20 protein-coding genes and 1 other RNA gene are annotated in these 18,834 nt (G+C 62.1%); 13 read left to right on the plus strand and 8 right to left on the minus strand.

The window, feature by feature from the left end:
- Positions 1 to 110 precede the first annotated feature (110 nt).
- From ruvC to RL_RS20595, 8 genes are all read left to right on the plus strand, one after another.
- The gene (ruvC, locus tag RL_RS20560; RefSeq protein WP_003542749.1) at positions 111 to 620 is read left to right on the plus strand and encodes a crossover junction endodeoxyribonuclease RuvC; all 510 of its coding nucleotides are present in this window, start codon (positions 111 to 113) and stop codon (positions 618 to 620) included.
- Between the two features lie 54 nt (positions 621 to 674).
- Positions 675 to 938, plus strand: a complete 264-nt coding sequence (locus tag RL_RS20565) for an AbrB/MazE/SpoVT family DNA-binding domain-containing protein (protein WP_011653415.1) — start codon at positions 675 to 677, stop codon at positions 936 to 938.
- Positions 919 to 1,335 carry a type II toxin-antitoxin system VapC family toxin gene (locus RL_RS20570; RefSeq protein ID WP_011653416.1) on the plus strand — a complete coding sequence of 139 codons (417 nt, stop codon included), beginning with the start codon at positions 919 to 921 and terminating at the stop codon, positions 1,333 to 1,335. The genes RL_RS20565 and RL_RS20570 overlap by 20 nt, the downstream gene beginning before the upstream one ends.
- 13 nt (positions 1,336 to 1,348) lie before the next feature.
- Positions 1,349 to 1,963, plus strand: a complete 615-nt coding sequence (gene ruvA, locus RL_RS20575) for a Holliday junction branch migration protein RuvA (RefSeq protein WP_011653417.1) — start codon at positions 1,349 to 1,351, stop codon at positions 1,961 to 1,963.
- An 83-nt stretch (positions 1,964 to 2,046) separates the two neighbouring features.
- Complete coding sequence (gene ruvB, locus RL_RS20580) at positions 2,047 to 3,087, plus strand: Holliday junction branch migration DNA helicase RuvB (RefSeq protein ID WP_003552548.1); 1,041 nt, start codon at positions 2,047 to 2,049, stop codon at positions 3,085 to 3,087.
- A complete protein-coding gene (locus tag RL_RS20585; protein WP_011653418.1) occupies positions 3,088 to 3,990 on the plus strand; it encodes a metallophosphoesterase in 903 nt (300 codons plus the stop codon).
- Positions 3,991 to 3,997: 7 nt separating this feature from the next.
- Positions 3,998 to 4,510, plus strand: coding sequence for an NUDIX hydrolase (locus RL_RS20590; protein WP_011653419.1), 513 nt, complete (start codon positions 3,998 to 4,000; stop codon positions 4,508 to 4,510).
- Positions 4,511 to 4,600: 90 nt separating this feature from the next.
- On the plus strand, positions 4,601 to 5,164 hold the full coding sequence (locus RL_RS20595) for a DinB family protein (RefSeq protein ID WP_011653420.1): 564 nt from the start codon (positions 4,601 to 4,603) through the stop codon (positions 5,162 to 5,164).
- 81 nt (positions 5,165 to 5,245) lie between these two features.
- Here the strand turns inward: RL_RS20595 and RL_RS20600 are convergent, their stop codons facing one another.
- On the minus strand, positions 5,246 to 6,628 hold the full coding sequence (locus RL_RS20600; RefSeq protein WP_011653421.1) for a virulence factor family protein: 1,383 nt from the start codon (positions 6,626 to 6,628) through the stop codon (positions 5,246 to 5,248).
- Positions 6,625 to 9,228 carry a bifunctional lysylphosphatidylglycerol flippase/synthetase MprF gene (gene mprF / locus RL_RS20605; protein WP_011653422.1) on the minus strand — a complete coding sequence of 868 codons (2,604 nt, stop codon included), beginning with the start codon at positions 9,226 to 9,228 and terminating at the stop codon, positions 6,625 to 6,627. The genes RL_RS20600 and mprF overlap by 4 nt, the downstream gene beginning before the upstream one ends.
- Positions 9,229 to 9,465: 237 nt before the next feature.
- Between mprF and RL_RS20610 the strand changes: the two genes are divergently transcribed.
- On the plus strand, positions 9,466 to 9,843 hold the full coding sequence (locus RL_RS20610; protein ID WP_041936456.1) for a DoxX family protein: 378 nt from the start codon (positions 9,466 to 9,468) through the stop codon (positions 9,841 to 9,843).
- Positions 9,844 to 9,849: 6 nt separating this feature from the next.
- Here RL_RS20610 and RL_RS20615 read toward each other — a convergent pair whose 3' ends face one another.
- The 3 genes from RL_RS20615 to RL_RS20630 all read right to left on the minus strand — a co-directional run bounded on the left by RL_RS20615 (position 9,850) and on the right by RL_RS20630 (position 13,876).
- Entirely contained in the window at positions 9,850 to 11,958 is a 2,109-nt protein-coding gene (locus RL_RS20615) for a mechanosensitive ion channel family protein (RefSeq protein ID WP_041936457.1), read from the minus strand.
- A 266-nt stretch (positions 11,959 to 12,224) separates the two neighbouring features.
- Entirely contained in the window at positions 12,225 to 13,256 is a 1,032-nt protein-coding gene (gene gnd, locus RL_RS20625) for a phosphogluconate dehydrogenase (NAD(+)-dependent, decarboxylating) (protein WP_011653425.1), read from the minus strand.
- 137 nt (positions 13,257 to 13,393) lie between these two features.
- Positions 13,394 to 13,876 (minus strand): SRPBCC domain-containing protein, encoded by a 483-nt coding sequence (locus RL_RS20630; protein WP_011653426.1) that lies wholly within the window; start codon positions 13,874 to 13,876, stop codon positions 13,394 to 13,396.
- 69 nt (positions 13,877 to 13,945) lie between these two features.
- Here RL_RS20630 and RL_RS20635 point away from each other — a divergent pair, with 69 nt between their 5' ends.
- The 4 genes from RL_RS20635 to RL_RS20650 all read left to right on the plus strand — a co-directional run bounded on the left by RL_RS20635 (position 13,946) and on the right by RL_RS20650 (position 17,705).
- Entirely contained in the window at positions 13,946 to 14,278 is a 333-nt protein-coding gene (locus tag RL_RS20635; RefSeq protein ID WP_011653427.1) for an ArsR/SmtB family transcription factor, read from the plus strand.
- Between the two features lie 75 nt (positions 14,279 to 14,353).
- The gene (locus RL_RS20640; protein ID WP_011653428.1) at positions 14,354 to 14,890 is read left to right on the plus strand and encodes a helix-turn-helix domain-containing protein; all 537 of its coding nucleotides are present in this window, start codon (positions 14,354 to 14,356) and stop codon (positions 14,888 to 14,890) included.
- Between the two features lie 97 nt (positions 14,891 to 14,987).
- A complete protein-coding gene (locus tag RL_RS20645) occupies positions 14,988 to 15,971 on the plus strand; it encodes an NAD-dependent epimerase/dehydratase family protein (RefSeq protein ID WP_032992877.1) in 984 nt (327 codons plus the stop codon).
- Positions 15,972 to 16,217: 246 nt separating this feature from the next.
- The gene (locus RL_RS20650) at positions 16,218 to 17,705 is read left to right on the plus strand and encodes an esterase-like activity of phytase family protein (protein WP_011653430.1); all 1,488 of its coding nucleotides are present in this window, start codon (positions 16,218 to 16,220) and stop codon (positions 17,703 to 17,705) included.
- A 78-nt stretch (positions 17,706 to 17,783) separates the two neighbouring features.
- Here RL_RS20650 and ssrS read toward each other — a convergent pair.
- From ssrS to RL_RS20665, 3 genes are all read right to left on the minus strand, one after another.
- Positions 17,784 to 17,942, minus strand: a non-coding RNA gene (gene ssrS / locus RL_RS37055) — 6S RNA.
- Between the two features lie 69 nt (positions 17,943 to 18,011).
- Positions 18,012 to 18,389 carry a cell division protein ZapA gene (locus RL_RS20660; protein ID WP_011653431.1) on the minus strand — a complete coding sequence of 126 codons (378 nt, stop codon included), beginning with the start codon at positions 18,387 to 18,389 and terminating at the stop codon, positions 18,012 to 18,014.
- Positions 18,390 to 18,404: 15 nt separating this feature from the next.
- Entirely contained in the window at positions 18,405 to 18,680 is a 276-nt protein-coding gene (locus RL_RS20665; protein WP_012758879.1) for a DUF4164 domain-containing protein, read from the minus strand.
- Positions 18,681 to 18,834 lie beyond the last annotated feature (154 nt).

The following is an 18,834-nucleotide window of genomic DNA, read 5'->3' on the forward strand; positions in this document are numbered from 1 at the left end:
TTCGGGCATCTGTTTTAATTCGCGGTAAATGGCGGGGCCGAAATCCGGGAACGTTTTTGTTTTGTTCACATATCAATGGCAGTTATTTCGCAATCGCTATAGGTTGAACCATGCAAAATACGATTCGCATCGTCGGCATCGATCCCGGGCTTCGCCGCACCGGCTGGGGAATCATCGAGACATCAGGCAATTCCCTGCGGTTTGTGGCATCCGGAACCGTGACCTCTGATGGCGACATGGACCTTGCCTCCCGTCTTTGCCAATTGCATGACGGCCTGGCGGAGATCGTCCACAGCTATAAGCCGGATGAGGCCGCCGTCGAACAGACCTTCGTCAACAAGGATGCGGTGGCGACCCTGAAGCTCGGCCAGGCCCGCGGCATCGCCATGCTGGTGCCGGCGCGCGCCGGGCTGCCGGTCTCCGAATATGCCCCGAACGCCGTGAAGAAGGCTGTCATCGGCGTCGGCCACGGCGAAAAGCAGCAGATCCACATGATGTTGAAGATCCTGATGCCGAAGGTCGAATTCAAGGGTAACGACGCCGCCGACGCCCTGGCGATCGCCATCTGCCATGCGCATAATCGCGGCAGTAACCGAATGCGGCAGGCGCTGGCCGGCTAATCCGTTCTTGACTTGTTCCCATTCGATGATAAGTAATACCTCGGAGGTATTACCATGCGCGTGACGGAAAAAGGCCAGGTGACCATTCCCAAGGACATCCGAGACCGTTTGAAGATCGGCCCCGGATCCGAGGTGGATTTCGTTGCCGATGAAAAAGGTGCCCGCCTCGTTGTTCTATCCAGCAGGATAGAGCCATCACAGGACGATTTTGAATCCTGGCTCGGCAGTATGAGCGGAACCTTCGACACCAGCGGCATGACGACCGATGAATTCATGGAATGGTTGAGGGGACCACGTGATGACCTCGGTCCTCGTTGATACGAACATCTTCATCGATATTTTCGGGCCGGATAATCCTTTCAGGGAATGGTCCGCGCGGGCGTTGAGCATATTGCGTCCGGATTCGCAATTCATCATGACACCGGTCGTCTGGGCGGAGTTGGCAAGCATGACCCCGCGCGAGGAAACCCTTGCATTTCTCCTGTCGCGGCTAAACCTGATCCGCGAGGCCCTGCCGTTTCCCGCCGCTTACCGGGCCGGCATGGCACATGCGCAGTACCGGAGAAGCGGCGGCCTGCGCGAGCGCACTCTGCCGGATTTTTTCATCGGGGCGCACGCCCTCGTTCGATCGCATCGCCTTCTGACGCGCGATGGCGCGCGCTACCGCTCCTATTTCCCTGAGTTAGACATCATTTCTCCCGAAACGCATCCTTGAGAGACCGCGACCCATGATCGGCAAGCTGAAAGGCACCATAGACGAGATCGGCGAAGACTATGTGCTCGTCGATGTGCACGGCGTCTGCTACGTCGCCCATTGTTCGGCCCGCACCCTATCCAAGCTAGGCTCGACTGGTGAGGCCTGCGTGCTGTTCATCGAGACCTATGTGCGCGAGGATCAGCTGAAGCTCTTCGGTTTCATGACCGCGCTGGAGCGGGAATGGTTCAACCTGCTCCAGAGCGTTCAGGGCGTCGGCGCCAAGGTAGCGCTCGCCGTGCTCTCGACGCTGCCCCCAGGCGAACTGGCGAATGCGATCGCCCTGCAGGATCGCACCGCCGTCTCCCGTGCCCCGGGCGTCGGTCCCAAGGTGGCGATGCGCCTCGTCACCGAACTCAAGAACCGGGCGCCGGCCTTTGCCGGTGAGGCGATCAATATCGGCCTCAAGCAGGAACTCGGCGAAGGTGTCGCGGCAGCACCGGTCGCCGATGCGGTTTCCGCGCTGACCAACCTCGGCTATTCCCGCGACCAGGCGGCAAATGCGATTGCCGCGGCAATGAAGACGGCAGGCGAAGGTGCTGACAGCGCCAAGCTGATCAGGCTGGGGTTGAAGGAACTGGCGCGGTGAAAGGCTGGAAAACCGATGATGGGATGTCGAGGCAGCCGTTTTTTGGTGTATTGGTGTGACAGGATTCAAACCGGAATGAGAGCATGAGCGAACCCGCCCGCCTGATATCGCCGGAAAAGCGGGGCGAAGACCTGGATATCACCTTGCGCCCGCAATCGCTGGACGAGTTCACCGGCCAGGCGGAAGCGCGCGCCAATCTCAAGGTCTTCATCGAGGCGGCGAAAAACCGCGGCGAAGCGCTGGACCATGTGCTCTTCGTCGGTCCGCCCGGCCTCGGCAAGACGACGCTGGCGCAGATCATGGCCAAAGAGCTCGGCGTCAACTTTCGCTCGACGTCGGGTCCCGTCATCGCCAAGGCCGGCGATCTCGCTGCCCTGCTCACCAATCTCGAGGAGCGCGACGTGCTCTTCATCGACGAAATCCATCGCCTCAATCCCGCCGTCGAGGAAATCCTCTATCCGGCCATGGAAGATTTCCAGCTCGATCTCATCATCGGGGAAGGTCCTGCCGCTCGCTCGGTGAAGATCGACCTGTCGAAATTCACCCTGGTGGCGGCCACCACCCGCCTCGGCCTGTTGACGACGCCGCTGCGTGACCGCTTTGGTATTCCGGTGCGCCTGAGCTTCTACACCGTCGAGGAGCTGGAACTGATCGTGCGCCGTGGCGCGCGGCTGATGAACCTGCCGATCACCGAGGAGGGCGCTCGCGAGATCGCAAGACGCGCCCGCGGCACCCCGCGCATCGCCGGCCGGCTGCTGCGGCGCGTGCGTGACTTTGCCGAGGTGGCAAGGGCAGAAGCCGTCACCCGCGAGATCGCCGACGAGGCGCTGACCCGCCTGCTGGTCGACAATGTCGGCTTCGACCAGCTCGACAAACGTTACCTCAACATGATCGCCGTCAATTTCGGCGGCGGCCCGGTCGGCATCGAAACCATTGCCGCCGGCCTTTCCGAGCCGCGTGACGCAATCGAGGACATCATCGAGCCCTACATGATCCAGCAGGGTTTCATTCAGCGCACGCCACGCGGCCGTGTTCTGACCGCAATCGCGTGGAAACATCTGGGAATGCAACCACCCAAGGATATGGAGGCTGCGCAATTCCGGCTGTTCCAGGAGGACAACTGAGTGATCACCCGCCGCGGATTTTTCAAGGTTCTCGGCGGCAGTGTCGCAGGCGTCATGTCGCTCGGTGGTTATGCCTTCGCCTATGAACCACTCGCGCGGCTCGCCATCACCCGCTACCGGCTGACGCCGCCGGGATGGGCGCCCGGGCTCAAGCTCCGCATCGTCGCGCTCGCCGATCTCCATGCCTGCGAACCCTGGATGTCGGCAAGCCGCATTGCCGCGATCTGCCGCAGGGCAAATGAACTCGAAGGCGATGTCACCGTCCTGCTTGGCGATTATGCCGCCGGAATGAATATGGTGACGCAGTACGTGCATTCGAGCCAATGGTCGAAGGCGCTCGCAACCTTGCAGGCTCCTCTCGGTATCCATGCGGTCATGGGCAACCACGATTGGTGGGAGGACAGGACCGCCCAGAAGAACGGCGGGATGGAAACATTCGGACATCAGGCCCTCGCCGACGTCGGAATCCCGGTCTACGGCAACCGCACCGTTCGGCTCGAAAAGGATGGCCGCGGCTTCTGGCTGGCAGGCCTCGAAGATCAGCTGGCGCTGCTGCCGGGCCGGAAGTGGGGCCGCACGCAGATGCTCGGCCTTGACGATCTCGAGGGAACGATGGCGCAGATTACGGACGATGCGCCGGTCATCCTGCTCGCTCATGAGCCCGATATCTTTCCGCGCGTGCCCGAGCGCGTCTCGCTGACGCTATCGGGCCACACTCATGGCGGACAGATCCGTTTCCTCGGCCGTTCGCCGATCGTGCCCTCGCGCTACGGCAATCGCTACGCCTATGGCCATATCGTTGAAGGGGAGCGTAATATCATCGTTTCCGGCGGCCTTGGCTGCTCCATTGCACCCGTCCGCTTCGGCGTGCCGCCGGAAATCGTCGTGATCGATCTTGGATAAGAATGGCATGTCCAAACGCATTCACATCCGCCTGAATGCAGGCGGTCGGCGTTTCAACTATCGCATCGCCGGTCTCGGTTTTCGCAATGGCCATGTGCTCGTTCACCGCGCTGTACACGAGCCCTTCTGGACTTTTCCGGGCGGTCGGGCGGAGATCGGCGAAACGTCGGAAGAGACGCTGAAGCGCGAGATGGTGGAGGAACTGGGCGTTGAGGTCACCGTCCATCGCCTGCTGTGGATCGTCGAGAATTTCTTCCACTACGAACAGCGCGACTGGCACGAACTCGGCTTCTATTATCTGATGGACATCCCGCCGGAATTCCCCTTCCGGCCGGGCGGGATCATCCATCGGGTCGAGGACGGCGACAACTATCTCGAGTTCAAATGGGTGCCGGCAACGCGCGATGCCCTGACCGCACTCGACATCCCGCCCTATTTCATCGCCGATGAAATCGAAACCCTTCCCGTCTCGCCACGTCATCTCGTCTGGCGGGACGGCGATCTCGACGGCAAGGACTGACGCAAGCAATTCAAGGTGTTACAGCGCCCATTGCGCGCCTCAAAAGGCGCCGGCGCTATAGCCAAAAGCGCCTAAAGAGGAGATGCGCCGATGCCGACCTTCGATCCTGTCAGGCCATTCCGCAAACTTGCCTATAACAACGCTCTTGCCAACCGCCGCCTGCTTCAGGCCTGCGCGACTCTAAAGCCTGGCGAATTCGAAGCGCCACGGACAAGCTTCTTTCCCTCGATCAAGGAAACCTTGAACCACATCGTCACGGTCGACTGGTTCTATGTCGACGGTCTGGAAGGCGGCACGCTCGGGCTCAAGGCCTTCGAGGTCGACGAACCATTCGATGACGTTTCCTCGCTGGCGGAAGCGCAGGCGAAGGTCGATCAGCGCCTGACGGGGCTTTGCGAGGCCCTGACGCCGGAGAGACTCACCTCGACCATCAGCCTCCATCGCGGCGACCGCATCCAAGAGGAGCGGATGGAGGACGTGCTCGGCCACCTCTTCCAGCATCAGACCCATCATCGCGGACAGGTGCATGCAATGCTCTCCGGCACCAGCGTCGCTCCGCCGCAACTCGACGAATTCATCGTTGCCGACGATGCCCGGTTCCGCGGCAGCGAACTCGCCGCCCTCGGCTGGAGCGAAGAAACGCTGATGCGTTAGCGCGTCCTGCGGGCGCAAACGCTTTAAGTCCCTAGTTGATGCCTGTCGTGCAAACCGCTGCATAGTTTTGGGCGACATGCATTAGTTCTGCAGCCGCTTCTTCAGGCCGTCGATGATCGTCTTCGTGAGCAGGTCGTAATTCTCGTCAAAATGATGGTCGCCGGGCAGTTCGATGACCTCGGCGCCGCTATCCTTCAGCGCCGGACAGGCGACATCGTCATCGTCGTCCTTGCCATAGATGCATTGCACGAGCTTCGGATCGATGTTCTTCAGATCGCCGACAGGATCGCCTCCCGCCCCTTCCGTCTTCTGGCCGAGCCAGCCGAGAACAGAGATGACGTAGTCGACTTGGTGCGAAAGCGACAGCAGCGACATTTGCGCCACCGCCGATTTTTCGGCTGGCTTGAGGAGTTGGTAGGTGGCGGGCACGACATCGGCACCGAAGGAATAACCGACGAGCAGCACATGCTTCACCTTCCACTGCTTGCGGTAGAAATCGATGATCTTCGAAAGATCGGCGGCGGTCTCCTCCGGCTTGCGCTCCGACCAGAAATAGTGGAGCGAATCGACGCCGACAACGGGAATACCTTCCTTCTGCAGCGTGCCGCCGACCTCCTTGTCGATGTCGCGCCAGCCGCCGTCGCCGGAATAGATCACCGCCATCGTATCGAAGGCCGGCGTTGCCTCGAGCACCGCCAGCGGCAGGCCAAGCGGGTTGCCGAAGGCGCCGGAGGCGGTGACGAGATCGTCGAGCGTATCGGCAAACGCCGTCTGCGCATCGTCGGTGGAATCGCGGATCTCGATCTCGTCATGGGCCTTCTTCAGCGCCTCGGCATGCGCCCGGCCATCCTTGTTGGCATCAGGCGTGAAGACGGTAATGATCGGGTCCGGCAGGACGCCGTCGCTGAGGCCATAGACGGTGCGTTCGCCAACCACCTGCTTGGATGCCGGCGTGCAAAGCTCCTTGGCAAGCGGAATGCCGGCGACCGGATTAACGGCAAGTGTCTGGCCGATCGTCGCATCCGGCGTTTGCGCGGCGATCGCCAGCGCCAAGGCCCCACCCTCGCCGATGCCGGCGACGATCGGCAGGTGATAGGCGTTGTTGCCGGTCGCGCGCTGCACCTGCTGGCTTAGCGATTCGATGTCCGAGACCATATAGACGCAGCCGTCGTTAAGGCTGACGTCATACTGGTTGAGCGCCTGGATATAGGATGGAAAGTCGACGCCGATGACGACGGCGCCTTCTGCGACCAACCTGTCGGCTTCGCCCTTCTCATAGTCGCCCCAGCCGGCGGCATCCGAGATCAGCATCACCGTGCCCTTAACCTCCCCTTCCGGCAGGAAGATGTGCGGCGATGGGATGAGCCCGGTTTCGAAGCTCTGCGTGGTTTCCTCGGCGGCACCAGCCGGTGCGGCCGCAAGCATGCAGGCGCATGCCGTGGCAAGAAGGATTGTCCTGATCATTTTCTCACTACCCCTTTCAATCCGCCCCCAATCAGAAATGTCGCATCCATCAACGCGATCATCGGATTGCCCCCTCCTGAGACCGCAAGATAGCGCGGTTGCCAGTGCGGATGAAACTTGGATTTGAATGCCCGAAGGCCTTTGAAGTTATAGAAGCGCTCGCCGTGTTCGAAGACGGTGCTGCCGATGCGGTCCCAGACGGGCGCCGCCTCGCGCTTCGACATGCCGGAGAGAGGCGCCATGCCGAGATTGAAGTGAGTGAAACCCTGCCCGCGCAGATATTCCATGATCTGCACGAAGAGAAAGTCCATCGAGCCCTTCGGCGCGTCCGGCGAGAAGCGCATGAGATCGATCGTGCCCTCCTGTCTGGATTCGGTCACGAGGATATTGGCGAAAGCAACGATCCTGCCGTCCTTTTTCAGGATGCCGACCGGCTGCGAGGAGACATAATCGGAATCGAAGGCGCCGAGCGAGAAGCCCTTTTCCTTGGCATTGTGATGCTCGAGCCAGGCCGTGGAAACGGCGGCTAGATCATCGATGACCGAAGACAGGTCCTGCGGTTCGACGACGGCGAATTCCAGCCCGTCGCGCTGGGCGCGGCTTGCCGTCTGGCGAAGGTTCGCCCATTTGCCGCCCTTCATCTCGAAGGTCCTGAGATCGGCCACCGCCAGTTCGCCGAGCTTGAAGGCGCGAAGGCCGGCATCGGCGCAATGGGACAGCAGCGCCGGCGATATCTGGTAGAACACGGCCCGGCAGCCGGCGGCACGCGCCGCTTCGACGAAACGCCAGACGAGTTCCTGCACGGCGCGATGGTCGCCGACCGGATCGAACAGCGCGATCCAGGAGCGGCCCTGCCGGCCATACATGATGAAGGCATCGCCGTTTTCCGAGAACATGATGCTCTTGTCGCCCATGCGCACCAGATTAGCGTCGGCATTGCCCTGCTTCATGACGATCTCGACGGCACGCGCCAGCGCCTCGTCCGTCGCCTGCTCCGGCCGGAAGCTCGCCGGCCGGAGCAGGCTGAAGACGGCAATCGCCGACGAGATGATGGTGATGCCGAGGACGGCGCGCAGCCCGCGCGGGGCCTCGGCGGTGAATTCGAACTGCCACCAGAGCTGGTTGCTGTATTCAACGTCGCGATAGACGAAGAGCAGGATGACGACGGCGCCGACGACGATCACGGCGATCGCCATCAGCCAGGACGCCGTCAGCGCCTGGTTGAGCAGCGAGGCCTGGCGGGTAAAGAGCCGGCGGCTGGCGAAAAGCCCGAAGATGAGGAAGGCGAGAAAAGCGGCTTCGACGAGCGCGATCGCCTTCAGCAGCGACAAAGTCAACGCGGCAAGCGCCGAGAACACGGCCACCCACCAGGCGCCGTCGAGCCGCTGGCCGAGACCGCGCGCGGCGACGACGAGGGCCAGCCCCAGCAGGCTGGAGAGAAAATGCGCTCCTTCGACCATCGGCAGTGGCAGATAGTTGGAGAGGAATTCGAGGTTCTGGTCCGGCGTCGGCGTGACGCTTGAAAACACCAGCATGACGCCGAGCAGCAGTGCGAGAGCCGACAGCAGCTGCGGCATCAGCCGTCCGCCGATGCGCCGCATGCTGGAGGCGGCCGGATGATCGACGAAACGACGCAGCTCCGCCGCCGAGACCGCGAGCACGGCGATCAGCAGCGGCAGCACATGGTAGACCAGCCGGTAGAGCACCAGCGATCCGAGCACGGCATCGATGTTCACCGCGCTGCCGAGCGAGGCGATGATCACGGTCTCGAACACGCCAAGCCCGGCCGGAACGTGACTGAGCACGCCGAGACCGACAGCGATCGCATAGACGGCGAGGAAGACCGGCCAGCCGATGGCCGTCTGCGGCAGCAGCACATAGAGTACCGACGCCGAGGCGGCGATATCGAAGGCTGTGACGAGGAATTGCCGCGACCATGTGCGCGAATCCGGCAGGCGGATTGCCACAGGCCCGAGATCGAGCACGCGCCCGTCACGGCCGATGATCATCACCGCGGCCAGAATGGCGACGATCGAACCGGCGATCAGCCGCAGGAGGAAGGCGCTGACCCCGATCAGCGGGCCGATCTCGTCGGCGATGACGATGAGGGCGATTGCTGCGACACCCGCAAGCCCGAGACCGAAGGACAGCGTGACGAAGGCGATGATGCGGCCGATATCCTCCGGCGAGAGCCCGAGGCGGGTATAGGCGCGGTAGCGGATCGCACCACCCGAAAGCGCGCCGAAACCGGCTGTATTGCCGACGGCATAGGCACTGAACGCCGTCAGCGCCACATGCGGAAAGGGCAGCTTCTTGCCGATGTATTCGATGGCGTTGAGATCATAGAAGATCAGTGCGAGGAAACTGAGCGCCGTGAAGAACAACGCAAGCAGGATCGCGCTCGGCCTGGTGGCGGCCAGCGCACCGACGACGTCGTCATAGCGCACCTCGTTGGTGAGCTGCATGATCGCGTAACCGACGAGGCAGAAGACCACCAGTGACGCGGCTGCCAGCAGCGGCGTTCTGTACCGTCTGAATAGCCCGCCAAAAGAAAACCCGCCCGTTTCTTCCATCTCTTCCAAATTGCCGTGCCCCGACATTCTCGTACCCTGCTGCACCTGCCAGCTTGGCGGGAATCATTTCAGATGACGTAACATGAGAGGCATATAAGCTCTATGAAGCCATGCCGCCGCTACCCCAGCCCCGCCGCCTGCGCCTCAATCATCCTCAATTGGGGCGAATTTGCGCAGGCGGGCGCCGCAGCACATTGCATTTTCGTAAGCTTCGGCAGAGCCTTGCGCTCGATGGAGAGTTGAGACGCGGGAGAAAGGTTCGATATGCAGGATGGTTCGGCCTTCGTGATGCTTGCCCTCGGCCGCCTGCTGCTCGGCGGCCTCTATGTCGCTGGCGGCATTCATCATTTTTTCGTCATCGTGCCGCTGACCGAGGCGATCGAAGCCCGCGGCGTTCCTTTTGCGAAATGGGTGCTGATCTTGGGCAGCCTGTTCCAGATCGTCGCCGGCATCCTGCTGATGCTCGGCCTGTTCGTCGCGGCAGCGGCATTCGGTCTCATCGTCTTCACGCTGGCCGCCACCACCATGCTGCTGAACTTCTGGGACATGCAGGGAACGGCGCGCGACAGCGCGATCAATACCTGGAAAACCAACATGGCAATCATCGGCGGCCTGCTGATCGCAGCAGCCGGCGCGATGTGAAGCGGTTCATGCCGCCGGCTCGGCGCTCGCCCGCGCATGCGCGGCATAGCGCGCGACGGCAGCATCCACCTCCGCGTCGCGGTCGCCCGCTACTTGCACCGTCGGCACGGCGAATTCGATACCGTTTTCCTGGAAGGCATTGCGGATCATCGCCAGCGCATTGCGGCGGATGACGAATTGCTCGCCGGGCTTCGTCATCATCGACAGCCGGATTTCGATGGCGAATTCGCCGAACTGCTCGACACCCTTCATCTTCAGCGTCTCGATGATATGAGGGCCGAATTCCGGATTTTCGAGCAGCGTCTGGCCGATCTGCTTGATCACCTTCTTCGCCTTGACGAGATCGGTGTCGTATTTGACGTTGAGGCTGATCTTGTCGATCGTCCAGTCGCGATTGAGGTTCTTCACGGCGCCGAGTTCGCCGAACGGCACCGTCGTCAGCGGCCCGCGATGGTGCCTGAGCTTGACCGAGCGCAGGCTGAAGGCCTCGACCACGCCCTTGTGGCTGCCGCTTTCGATATATTCGCCGATGCGAAAGGCATCGTCCCAGAGATAGAACATGCCGCTGATGACGTCCTTGACGATCGTCTGCGCGCCGAAACCGACCGCGACGCCGACGACGCCGGCGCCGGCGATCAGCGGCCCGATTTCGATACCGAGGCCGGAGAGCACCATCAGAACGGCGATGACGGCAATGACGACGGCAAGGATATTGCGGAAGATCGGCAACAGCGTCTGTATCCGCGCGCGTTTGGCCTTCTCCTCATCCGTTGCTCCGCCATCCACGGATGATTCGAACAGCTTGCCGTCGATATAGGCCTTGATGACGTGCCAGAGCAGATCGGCGGCAAGCAGGATGACGATGCCGCCGATCACGCCGCGCGCGATCTTGTCGATCATCGTTTCGCCGGCGGCCATCGTATCGGCGCCGACGCCGAGCATATGCCCAAGCCAGATGGCGGCAACGGCAATGATCAGCGCCCGCACGCCGCGGTCGAGCAGCACGGCTGCAATGCGGCGCGTGGCAAGGAAGCTCGCTTCGGTCTGCTGCAACGATTTTACCGCAATCGTCGAGACGGCAAGCACGCGCGGCAGCAGCAGCACGTAAATGCCGAGCCAGAGCAGCCAGTTGAAGCCTGCGACCCAAAGGCTCCAGAGCAAGAGGAAATAGACGGTGAGCGACCAGGATGTCCCGTGACCGCGCTTCTCGTCCTTGTGCGGCCGAGACCAGACCGCCTCGATCGCAATCAGCAACAGGCCGATGCCGAGAATATAGCCGACGAGGAGCCGCACGCTTGAGGAATAACGGAGCGGCTCCATCGACTGGATCACCGCCCAGCCGAAAATGAAATAGATGACGAAGGTTGCACAGCGCCGGTACCAGAAGAATGCAACCGCCGGCACCGGCATGATCGCAGCGGTGTTACCCTGCCGTTCTTCCTCCACCCGCGCCAGCCCGATGAGATCGACCAGCACGCCGCCGAGGCAAATCGTGAAGCGCTGGACCACGAGCGCGACAACGCAAACGATCGCGATGCTCTGGCTGACCGGCGGCCAGCTGACGCTGAGAAGAGCAAGCGCCGTCGCCATGGCGAAGATCAGCGCCGGGATGACGCGCGGGGCGAGATGCATGCCCGCCATCTGCGCCGCCTGGCGGCGGCGGCGAAAGGCATAACGGGCAATGCGCTCGACGATGGTGCCAAGCAGGAAAATCGCCAGAAACTGCGCCACCATGCGCGGCCAGCCGGCGGCGGCGATCTCGCCGAAAAACAGCGAAGAAGCATGGCCGACCTGCGAGGGCAGCATCATCGCCGCATCGGAGACCATCGAGACGTGCCGGCGGGCATGCTGGAGCAGACCTGAGAGCACCGAAATCTGGTCACCGGCCGCCGCATCGCTCGCAGGTGCCGCCGTCATCTGCGTCGACATCCATTGTTTGACCTGAGGCGTCTGCATCAGCTCCATCATCTGACGCACCTCGGCCGGCGGACCTGCTGTAACAGGAGCGGCTGGCGGGGTCTGCGCGACACCCGGCGAGACTGCCGAAGAAAGCGCCGACAGCGCCACTATGCAGAATAGGACGATCCTGGAGATCCCTGCCATGCCACGCTTCATTGCCGTCCTCCGATGGGTCGCCGACCGCCGATGCAAGGCCAACGTCTTTCGACAGCATCGATAGCCTCGACCGCTGCCGCCAGCAAGGAGGATGGAGACGAAGATCATTCGGGAAGGCAGGCGGAGAAGCCGGACCGTCGATCCCAAATTCAGGGTCCCAATTCGGGCCTCGATTCAGGGACTGACGGCCTCGGCTATGACGGCGCGCGCTACAGCGCCACGTGTCTTTTCGAGAGCCGCCGGGCGCTGTAGCGCTTTCAATTGTTTCAGGATTTCGCGGCCGGTTTTTCCACGTGGCCGCCGAAGCCCGCGCGCATCGCCGACAGCACCTTATTGGCGAATTCGTCATTGTCGCGCGAGGAGAAGCGACCGTAGAGCGCAGCGCTCAGCACCGGCGTCGGCACGCTCTCGTCGATTGCCGCCATGATCGTCCAGCGGCCTTCGCCGCTGTCCGAGACGCGGCCGGCATATTTCGAAAGTGCGGGATCGGCATGCAGCGCATCGGCCGTGAGATCGAGCAGCCAGGAGGTGATGACGCTACCGCGGCGCCAGACTTCGGCGACATCCTGCAGGTTGAAATCATATTGGAAATATTCCGGATGGGCGAGTGGCGCGGTCTCCGCATCGGCCTCGTGCGAGGCGGCGCCGATATTGGCATGTTTCAGAATATTGATACCTTCGGCATAGGCGGCCATAAGGCCGTATTCGATGCCGTTATGCACCATCTTGACGAAATGACCGGCGCCATGCGGGCCGCAATGCAGGTAACCCTGTTCCGCTGTGCTGACCGCAGCCGCTTCGGCGCTCCGGTTCGGCGAGGCTTCGGTCTTGCCGACGCCGGGCGCCAGCGTCGCGAAGATCGGGGACAGGTGTTCGACGATGCCCTTCTCGCCGCCGATCATCAGGCAATAACCGCGCTCGAGGCCGAAGACGCCGCCACTTGTGCCGACATCGACATAGTGGATGCCCTTGGTGATAAGGTCGGCGCCGCGGCGGATATCGTCATGATAATAGGAGTTGCCGCCGTCGATGACGATATCGCCGTTCTCAAGCAGCGGCACCAGGCTCGCCAGCACCTTGTCGACGATCGCTGCCGGCAGCATCAGCCAGATCGCGCGCGGATGGGCGAGCTTCGAGACGAAATCTGCGAGCGAGGCACTGCCGGTCGCACCGAGGCCTGCGAGCTCGGCAACGCTTTCCGGCCTGGCGTCGTAGACAACGCATTCGTGACCGCCTCGCATCAAGCGCTGGACCATATAATTGCCCATGCGGCCCAAACCAACCATGCCAAGCTGCATAATGAATCTCCTGGAAACCGAAATGAAGTATCGAATCCGGAAATTAGCACCCGCAGTGCGACAGGCAAGCGAAGTCTCGGTGATATTGGCGAATGCGACGATTGCGCCGCCGATCGTCTTGACACCGACGCACTCGTTCAAACATCAGGCGCGCTGGCCGGCTCACCCTTCATTTCGCTGAGGAACATGCCTTCGCGCAGATTGATGCCGTATTCGACGAAGGCCTTCATGCAGCAAAGCATCTGCGTCCAGCCTTCGCAGTTGAGATAGGTGCCGCGCCGGCCGGCATCGTCTTCGCGCCAGCCGGTCTCGGCGATGGTCACCAGCGTGCCGCCGTCTTCCAGCGGCTTGAAGTTCATCTCCACCAGCGTCTTATAGGTCGTCTTGTCTTCGCCGGTGCCGCCATCCCAGCGCAGTACGATGCTGCTTTCCGGCACCAGTTCGACGACCTCGACCGGCGCATCCTTCCACCAGGTCACCGTCGTGCCCTTCACGAGCGGTGCGCTCGCTCCGCCGATCGTGGTGAAATAACTGCTGAGTTTCTTCGGGTTGACGACGGCATCGAACACCTCTGCAACGGGGCGGCCGACACGGCCGGAAATGCGGATTCCGAGAGACATGACACTTCTCCTCTTCTCCAGTGTGTCTGTTCCATTGTCCTTGGTGCCATTATGTTATAAAAATATAACATGTCAAGCGAATCAACCGACGACCCCGTTTTCAAGGCGCTGGCGCATCATCGCCGCCGCGAAATCCTCGATCTGCTCAAGGATGCCCCCCGAACCACGGGGACCCTTTGCGAGATGTTTCCGGAGATGGATCGCTGTACGGTGATGCAGCATCTGAAGGTACTGGAGGAGGCTGACCTGGTCATCGCCAGGAAGGAAGGCCGCGAACGCTGGAACCACCTGAACAGCCTGCCGATCAAGCACATTTATGACCGCTGGATCAGCACCTATGCCGGTCATTCCCTGTCGATCCTCGATCGGCTGAAGGGCGACCTCGAGGGCCAGCCCGAATAATGATCCAGCCGCCCAACAGCTTGCAGGCCGGCCAGCCGAAGCCTTATGCTGGCCAAAACGCACGGGATCAGGCAGATGACGATATCGGGAGCCGGCATACGCCGCATGCGGCTGCTGCGCAGCATGAAGCAGGAACATCTCGCCGAACTCCTCGGCGTCAACCAGGCGACGGTCTCACGCTGGGAGCGCGATCAGCTCGCCCTGTCGGGCGAACAGGCTGCCAAGCTGGAACGGATTTTCGCCGCGCCGCGACATGCGGCAGCCGATGCGGCGTTGAAGCGGCTGGTCGAGGATTCCGTCCGGCCGGTGCATCTGATCTGCGACCGCACCCACCGGCTGCTCTCCGCCTCTCGCCCGCGGCAGGCGGAGTGGCGAGCGCCGCTCGGCGCCTTTCTCGGCCGTTCTCTGTTCTCCTACGCCTCCGCCGAAATCGCCGCCGCCGAGCAGTCGCTGGAGGAGCGCGGCTGGCATGAGGGCAGGCTCTCGTCGTTGACCCTCGATACCGGCGCCAACGGCAATGCGCTGCTGCCGATCGCCGCCGGCCGCGTGACCTGGGAACGGATCATGCTTTCCGACGGCAGCACCGGCCGCCTCGTCACGACCATCGGCTGAGCCTCAAGCTTTCCTGCATTCCCCTGCATAATTTATGCGTTGTCTGGAAACCTTAGTCTTTATAGCGTCCGCCGCCGAACGGTCAGGAGACGATGTGGTGACGATATTGGTAACGGGAAGTGCCGGCCATCTCGGCGAAGCGCTGATGCGAACCTTGAGGGCAGAAAGCCGGTGGGTGCGCGGCATCGATATCAAGCCCTCGGCTTTTACCGACATGGTCGGCTCGATCAGTGATCCCGCCTTCGTCCGGCAGGCGATGTCAGGCATCAGCCACGTCATCCATGCCGCAACGCTGCACAAACCGCATGTGGCAACCCACGACAATCGCCATTTCCTCGACACCAATGCCGCCGGCACGCTCAACCTGCTCGAAGAAGCGGTCGGCGCAGGCGTTGCAAGCTTCGTCTTCACCAGCACCACCAGCACCTTCGGTGCAGCATTGACGCCGGCTGCCGGCGAACCGGCGGCATGGGTGACCGAGGACGTACTTCCCGTCGCGAAAAACATTTACGGCGTGACGAAACTCGCCGCCGAAGGTCTGTGCGAACTCTTCGCCCGCAAGTCCGGCTTGCCGGTTGTCATTCTCAGGACGGCGCGTTTCTTTCCCGAAAATGACGACGATCCTGATATTCGCAACGGCTATTCGGCAGAGAACGCCCAGGCCAACGAGCTTCTTCACCGCCGCGTCGATATCAGCGACGTGGTCGGCGCCCATCTGCTGGCGCTCGAAAAGGCGCCGGCAATCGGCTTTGGCCGCTACATCATCTCCGCCACGACGCCGTTTTCGGCGAGCGATCTTGCCGCAATCCGGCGCGACGCGCCTCACGTCGTCGAACGACTGTTCCCGGGTGCAGGCGCCCTTTACGCATCCCGCAGCTGGAAGATGTTTCCTTCGCTCGACCGTGTCTATGTCAACGAACGCGCAAGGCGGGAACTCGGCTGGCAGCCGCGATATGATTTCCGTTTCGTGCTCGATTGCCTGCGCGACAACAGGGAATGGCGAAGCCCTTTGGCGCTGAATGTCGGCTCCAAGGGCTACCACGATGAGGTCTTCGCCGAAGGGCCTTACCCGGTCGGATAGAGCAGCGAGCTGGAATGCGGACACGCGAAAGCCCGACTTCATCTCCAGCATGACGCTTTCGCTGAGAAGTGTCATCCAGATATCACGATCCCGTCATAGACCGTCTGCCGGGGATATGGGGCGACGAAATCCAGGGCGTGTTGCGCCATCGGGAAATCGAATCCAGGCCGGGGTGTCATTTGAAGCGGTGTCCAGCCTGCGGGCGGAAGCCGTTTCGAGAGCGCTTTTGACCGAGAGGGTATTTCCATGAAGAATGTCAGACTTTACACAGCGCGGCTATTCGCCGCGGTTCTCGCGGCATCCGCCGCCGTGCCAGTTGTCGCAATGGCCGAGAATTCCGCCACCGTCGGCGGCCTCACCTTCGTCAACAAGGGCCTGGTGGGCATCGGCCGCATTCCGGCCAACCAGCGTGACAAATTCGGCGAGACCTTCGGTTCCGGCTCGGGCATGGCGATCGATCCCGCCGCCTGGAGCCGCGACGGCGCCGGCTACAGGGGCACGCTCTACCTGTTGCCCGACCGCGGTTACAACGCCCTCGGCACCGTTGATTACCGGCCACGCCTGAACACCATCTCGATCGGCCTGACGCCGACCGCTCCGGGTGCTGCACCCGAGGCCGGCAAGGAACAGTCGGGCGTCGACGCAAAGCTCGTCGATTCCACACTCTTCGTCGACGACAAGGGCGGCGACATGACCGGTCTCGACCCGGAATCCGGCGTCCGCCCTGCTGCCGGTAGTTTTCCCGCGCTGCCGCAGGCGACGAACGGCAAGATCGCGCTCGACAATGAAGCCATCATCCGCATGGCCGACGGCACCATGTTCGTCAGCGACGAATATGGTCCTTATATCTATCACTTCTCCGCTGACGGCCACCTGCTCTCTGCCACCCAGCCGCCGAAGGCGCTTTTGCCGATGCGCAAGGGCGCGTTGAGCTTTGCCTCCAACAATCCCGGTCCCGGCGCCTCCGCTCCGGACCCGAAAGATCCGGAGACCGGCCGCCAGAACAACCAGGGTCTCGAAGGCATGGCGATGACGCCTGATGGTAAGTTCATCATCGCTGTGCTGCAATCGGCTGCCCGCCAGGACGGCGGCGATTCCGGCTCGACCCGCCAGAATACCCGCGCCATGATCTATGACGCCGCCGATCCCGATCACCTGAAACTGGTGCACGAATATGTCGTGCCGCTGCCGGTCTTCAAGGACGCCAAGGACAAGACGACGATCGCCGCTGAGAGCGAAATCGTCGCTCTTTCCGACAAGACTTTCCTGATGCTCGCCCGTGACAGCGGCAACGGCCAGGGCCTGAAAGGCGACACCTCGCTCTACCGCAAGGTCGACATCGTCGACATTTCCGCCGCGACCGACATCGCCGGCAGCGATTTCGATGACGGCAAGCCGATCGCACCGAAGGGCGTCGTCGATCCCTCGCTGACGCCGGCGACGCTGACACCCTTCATCGACCTCAACGACAAGGCCGACCTCGCCCGCTTCGGCCTGCACAACGGCGCGCCGAACGACAAGAACAATCTGTCGGAAAAATGGGAAGCCATGGGTCTGGCGAGCGTTCTCGACCCGAACCTGCCGGACGACTACTTCCTGTTCGTCGCCAATGACAACGACTTCTTGACGCAGGATGGATTCCAGGTGGGCGCCGCCTACAAGGCGGACGGCGGTCCCGACGTCGACACCATGCTCCAGGTCTTCCAGGTCACCCTTCCAGGTCTGAAGAAGTAACGGACGCGCTGAAGAAGGGCGAACGGGTAACCCACGTTCGCCCGCCATCCGGCGTCTTCGCTGAAAATGGAAGGAAGGGTGCGATCCACGACCACCGATGGATGTTTACGATCCTGGGTGCCTACAAACGTAGGTGGGCGCCGTGTGTCCAGGCCCACGGGCCTGGCCAGGGACAGCTCCCTTTGGATCGAGTATGGCCCCAGGGATTGTGGTTCCTGTCGAGAGGCGCAGACCGCATGGCGATATATAAGGTCGTTTGTGCCGGCGCGCCAGTGGCGACGGAAGGCGGCCCCTATTTAATTGAGATCAATTGAGTTCGGGGGCGGACCGGCCATTCAGCTTGTCAGTGATGCCGCGGATGCGGCTCGACACCTCGCTCAGCGCTGCCGCAAGATTTTCTTCGGTCCGGGCGGTCGCGGCAAGCACCGTATCGCGATTGCCGCGCAGCGACTCCAGCTCGGATTCCAATCCGGCGACGCGGCGCGTCAGCTCGGCAATCTCGTCCGTGATCATGATGCCGGCCATGACGGTGATCCTGAGATCGCCGATTTCCCCGAACTGATCCTTGAGATGGCCGACATAGCGGTCGAAGCGGGTGGCGAGATCGGTCAGGTGATCCTCCTGGCCTTCCTCGCAGGCCATGCGATAGGCCTTGCCGTCGATCGTTACCGTCACCTGCGCCATGCCAAACTCTTTCTATCAGCGATCCAGAACCGCGCGGATCGTTTCCATGGCCGTCACCAGCCGCCGCGACACCTCGCGATTAACCTCTTCGAGCCGGTTGGCGCGGAATTCGGCCTGGTCGAGTTCCTGCGCGAGCCGCGAACGATCGGCGTGCACACGCCGCACCTCGCCCTCGATCTCGCCCTGCTCGCGCTGCCGCTCGACGCGCATGTCGACGGCGTTTTCGAGGCTCGATATCGCCTGTCTCAATTCGTTGAGCGCTGCTTCCATGGTTTTGCCTGTGGGCATCATGTCTTTCCGATTCCCGCGCAGGATCCGCGAATCGGCACGCCGCGCCGACCCTACGATTTCAAAAGGATATGCAGCTCGCCGACGGCCCGTCAATAAATCCTGTCACTTGCCCACCGGCCTATCCTGTGGATGAGCGTTTTACATAGGCTCGCCA

The sequence above is a fragment of the Rhizobium johnstonii 3841 genome (assembly GCF_000009265.1).
GTDB lineage: Bacteria > Pseudomonadota > Alphaproteobacteria > Rhizobiales > Rhizobiaceae > Rhizobium > Rhizobium acaciae.